The organism is Pedobacter glucosidilyticus DSM 23534 (assembly GCF_000425145.1).
GTDB classification, from domain to species: Bacteria; Bacteroidota; Bacteroidia; order Sphingobacteriales; family Sphingobacteriaceae; genus Pseudopedobacter; species Pseudopedobacter glucosidilyticus.
Genome location: NZ_AULF01000060.1, coordinates 1 through 5,014, shown reverse-complemented (window position 1 = coordinate 5,014; position 5,014 = coordinate 1). Strand labels below are relative to the sequence as shown.

The 5,014-nt window shown below is 47.5% G+C and carries 2 tRNA genes and 3 rRNA genes; all 5 read left to right on the top strand.

Going from position 1 to position 5,014, the window contains the following annotated elements:
* A 16S ribosomal RNA gene (locus H510_RS0112790) occupies positions 1 to 1,309 on the top strand; the annotation flags it as partial.
* Positions 1,310 to 1,424: 115 nt separating this feature from the next.
* Positions 1,425 to 1,498 (top strand) — tRNA-Ile (locus tag H510_RS0112785).
* Positions 1,499 to 1,587: 89 nt separating this feature from the next.
* Positions 1,588 to 1,661: transfer RNA gene (locus tag H510_RS0112780), tRNA-Ala, on the top strand.
* 131 nt (positions 1,662 to 1,792) lie between these two features.
* Positions 1,793 to 4,672 (top strand): 23S ribosomal RNA (locus tag H510_RS0112775).
* Between the two features lie 158 nt (positions 4,673 to 4,830).
* Positions 4,831 to 4,942 (top strand): 5S ribosomal RNA (rrf, locus tag H510_RS0112770).
* Positions 4,943 to 5,014: the final 72 nt, after the last annotated feature.

The window sequence follows — 5,014 nt, the reverse complement described above, 5'->3', positions numbered from 1 at the left end:
ATAGGATGAAGATGGGCATGCGTGTCATTAGCTAGTTGGTAAGGTAACGGCTTACCAAGGCGACGATGACTAGGGGATCTGAGAGGATGACCCCCCACACTGGTACTGAGACACGGACCAGACTCCTACGGGAGGCAGCAGTAAGGAATATTGGTCAATGGAGGGAACTCTGAACCAGCCATGCCGCGTGCAGGAAGACGGCCCTATGGGTTGTAAACTGCTTTTGTACGGGAATAAACCTATCTACGTGTAGATAGCTGAATGTACCGTAAGAATAAGGATCGGCTAACTCCGTGCCAGCAGCCGCGGTAATACGGAGGATCCAAGCGTTATCCGGATTTATTGGGTTTAAAGGGAGCGTAGGCGGCCATTTAAGTCAGAGGTGAAAACTTGCAGCTCAACTGTAAGCTTGCCTTTGATACTGAGTGGCTTGAATGAACTTGAGGTAGGCGGAATGTGACAAGTAGCGGTGAAATGCATAGATATGTCACAGAACACCAATTGCGAAGGCAGCTTACTAAGGTTTAATTGACGCTGAGGCTCGAAAGCGTGGGGATCAAACAGGATTAGATACCCTGGTAGTCCACGCCCTAAACGATGATAACTCGATGTTGGCGATATACAGTCAGCGTCCAAGCGAAAGCGTTAAGTTATCCACCTGGGGAGTACGCCCGCAAGGGTGAAACTCAAAGGAATTGACGGGGGCCCGCACAAGCGGAGGAGCATGTGGTTTAATTCGATGATACGCGAGGAACCTTACCCGGGCTTGAAAGTTAGTGAATGAATCAGAGATGATTCAGTGGTTTACCACACGAAACTAGGTGCTGCATGGCTGTCGTCAGCTCGTGCCGTGAGGTGTTGGGTTAAGTCCCGCAACGAGCGCAACCCCTATGTTTAGTTGCCAGCATGTAAAGGTGGGGACTCTAAACAGACTGCCTGTGCAAACAGAGAGGAAGGATGGGACGACGTCAAGTCATCATGGCCCTTACGTCCGGGGCTACACACGTGCTACAATGGATGGTACAGAGGGCAGCTACTTAGCGATAAGATGCGAATCTCAAAAAGCCATTCACAGTTCGGATCGGGGTCTGCAACTCGACCCCGTGAAGTTGGATTCGCTAGTAATCGCGTATCAGCAATGACGCGGTGAATACGTTCCCGGGCCTTGTACACACCGCCCGTCAAGCCATGGAAGTTGGGGGTGCCTAAAGTCCGTAACCGTAAGGAGCGGCCTAGGGTAAAACCGATAACTGGGGCTAAGTCGTAACAAGGTAGCCGTACCGGAAGGTGCGGCTGGAATACCTCCTTTCTAGAGAAGTTAAAAGGTTTTAAGTTGTTACGTTATATGTATATTTTTTTATAAAAGGAAATGAACCTGAAGAGATGAGAATCGGTGGTTCTACCGATGAGGTAAGGGGATAAAAAGTCTCGTAGCTCAGTTGGTTAGAGCACTACACTGATAATGTAGGGGTCAGCAGTTCAAATCTGCTCGAGACTACAAAAGAAGAGAGGTTTGAAAGTTAGTTAAAAGTTTATGAATAAATAAGTTTGACTAAAAAAAACTATAACTCAAGAAACATCTTTAAAGGGGGATTAGCTCAGCTGGCTAGAGCACCTGCCTTGCACGCAGGGGGTCAACGGTTCGAATCCGTTATTCTCCACGTTTAAGTTAAAGAACAATACATAAAGTATTGTTACAACTTAAAAAAGTTCTTTGACATATTGGAAGAAGTTATTGAAAGAGAAGACAACAGGTAGAGACATCTACACTTGTATTTAATAGTACAAGAAAAAGAAAGTAAATAAGAGCACACGGGGGATGCCTAGGCTCTCAGAGGCGATGAAGGACGTGATAAGCTGCGATAAGCTTCGGGTATTGGCACATACGAATTAATCCGAAGATCTCCGAATGGGGCAACCTAACTAGTTGAAGACTAGTTGCAATAGCGCAAACCTGCCGAACTGAAACATCTAAGTAAGCAGAGGAAGAGAAAATAATAATGATTTCCTGAGTAGTGGCGAGCGAAAGGGAAAGAGCCCAAACCAGTTATGTTACGGCATAACTGGGGTTGTAGGACCACAATATGAAGATCAGCATGAAGTCGAACAGGATGGGAAGCCTGGCCATAGCGCATGATAGCTGCGTAGACGTAAATAAAGATTGGATAGTGGAATCCTGAGTACCGCGAGGTCGGAGACGCCTTGTGGGAAACTGCCAGCACCATCTGGTAAGGCTAAATACTCCTGAGAGACCGATAGTGAACTAGTACCGTGAGGGAAAGGTGAAAAGAACCGCGAATAGCGGAGTGAAATAGAACCTGAAACCGTGTGCTTACAAGCGGTCGGAGCAGACAAGTTCTGTGACGGCGTGCCTTTTGCATAATGAGCCTACGAGTTACTCCTCTCTGGCAAGGTTAAGTGGTTAAGCCACGGAGCCGAAGCGAAAGCGAGTCTGAATAGGGCGTATAGTCAGAGGGGGTAGACGCGAAACCTTGTGATCTACCCATGGACAGGTTGAAGGTGCCGTAACAGGTACTGGAGGACCGAACCGATAAACGTTGAAAAGTTTCCGGATGATCTGTGGGTAGGGGTGAAAGGCTAATCAAACTGGGAAATAGCTCGTACTCCCCGAAATGTTTTTAGGAACAGCGTGGTGGTAAAGTTTAACAGAGGTAGAGCTACTGATTGGGTGCGGGGGAGTCAAATCCTACCAAATCCAGACAAACTCCGAATGCTGATTAAATATACACTGCAGTGAGGCGCGGGGTGCTAAGGTCACGCGCCGAGAGGGAAAGAACCCAGACCATCAGCTAAGGTCCCCAAGTATATACTAAGTTGAACTAACGAGGTCCGATTGCATAGACAGCTAGGATGTTGGCTTGGAAGCAGCCATTCATTTAAAGAGTGCGTAACAGCTCACTAGTCGAGCGATCGGGCATGGATAATAAACGGGCATTAAGTATATCACCGAAGCTATGGATTGAACGTAAGTTCAGTGGTAGGGGAGCATTCTATATGCGGAGAAGATATCTGGTAATGGGTGTTGGAGCGTATAGAAAAGCAAATGTAGGCATAAGTAACGATAAGGCGGGAGAGAAACCCGCCCACCGAAAGACTAAGGTTTCCTGATCAACGCTAATCGGATCAGGGTTAGTCGGGACCTAAGGCGCATCCGAAAGGAGCAAGCCGATGGACAATGGGTTAATAATCCCATACTTTTTATAACTGCGATGAGGTGACGGAGTAGTGACACTGCCGCGAACTGACGGAATAGTTCGTTAAAAGGCGTAGGTATAGGACTGGTAGGCAAATCCGCCGGTCTTGCTGAACCCCAATAGTACTGAGCGCCTTCGGGCAATTAGATAGAGCAGGTAAACAGACTTCCAAGAAAACCCTCTAAGCTTCAGGTTATAAAAACCCGTACCGTAAACCGACACAGGTAGTCGAGAAGAGAATTCTAAGGTGCTCGAGTGAATCATGGCTAAGGAACTCGGCAAAATGGCCCTGTAACTTCGGGAGAAGGGGCGCCTCTAGCAATAGAGGCCGCAGTGAAAAGGCCCAGGCGACTGTTTAACAAAAACACATGGCTTTGCAAAATCGAAAGATGAGGTATAAGGCCTGACACCTGCCCGGTGCTGGAAGGTTAAGAGGGGATGTCATTCAGTAATGGAGAAGCATTGAATCGAAGCCCCAGTAAACGGCGGCCGTAACTATAACGGTCCTAAGGTAGCGAAATTCCTTGTCGGGTAAGTTCCGACCTGCACGAATGGTGTAACGATCTGGGCGCTGTCTCAGCCATGAGCTCGGTGAAATTGTGGTCCCGGTGAAGACGCCGGGTACCCGCAACGGGACGGAAAGACCCCATGAACCTTCACTACAATTTAACATTGACATTGGGTACAGGATGTGTAGGATAGGTGGGAGGCAATGATCTGGGTTCGCAAGGATTCAGTTAGCCAACGTTGAAATACCACCCTTTCTGTATTCGGTGTCTAATCCGGCCAAGTCGGAGACATTGTTTGATGGGTAGTTTGACTGGGGTGGTCGCCTCCAAAAGGGTAACGGAGGCTTTCAAAGGTATGCTCAGTACGCTTGGTAACCGTACGTGGAGTGCAATAGCAAAAGCATGCTTGACTGTGAGGCCAACAAGCCGATCAGGGTCGAAAGACGGATATAGTGATCCGGTGGTTCTGCATGGAAGGGCCATCGCTCAAAGGATAAAAGGTACTCTGGGGATAACAGGCTGATCTCCCCCAAGAGCTCATATCGACGGGGAGGTTTGGCACCTCGATGTCGGCTCGTCACATCCTGGGGCTGGAGAAGGTCCCAAGGGTTCGGCTGTTCGCCGATTAAAGTGGCACGCGAGCTGGGTTCAGAACGTCGCGAGACAGTTCGGTCCCTATCTGTTGTGGGCGTTGGAAATTTGAGTGGGGCTGACCTTAGTACGAGAGGACCGGGTTGGACTGACCTCTAGTGAATCTGTTGTTCCGCCAGGGGCATTGCAGAGTAGCTACGTCGGGAATAGATAAGCGCTGAAAGCATCTAAGTGCGAAACTAGCCACAAGATGAGATTTCCATTGAGGATCGTGGAAGATGACCACGTTGATAGGCTACAGATGTAAAGGTGGTAACATCAAAGTCAAGTAGTACTAATTATCCGATACTTTCCAGAGACAGATAGATGCAAATCAAACTGTTGTTTTCTCGAACAATATCTTCTTTCAATAATATGTCATTGTTAAGCTAAAAGCTTAAGGCGGTAAGCCTAAAGCATAAGTGAAACAAAATGAATATAAGCTTTAAGCCTTGAGCTTAGAGCTCAAAAGATATTCAGGTGTCTATATCGATGGTGTCCACCTCTTCCCATTCCGAACAGAGAAGTTAAGCCCATCAGAGCCAATGGTACTGCAGTAAAATGTGGGAGAGTAGGTCGATGCCGACTTTTTTTTATTCAATCAAATAATACCCTTTAAGCTAGTATAACTTAAAGGGCTTTTTTGTTATTAGGGAATTC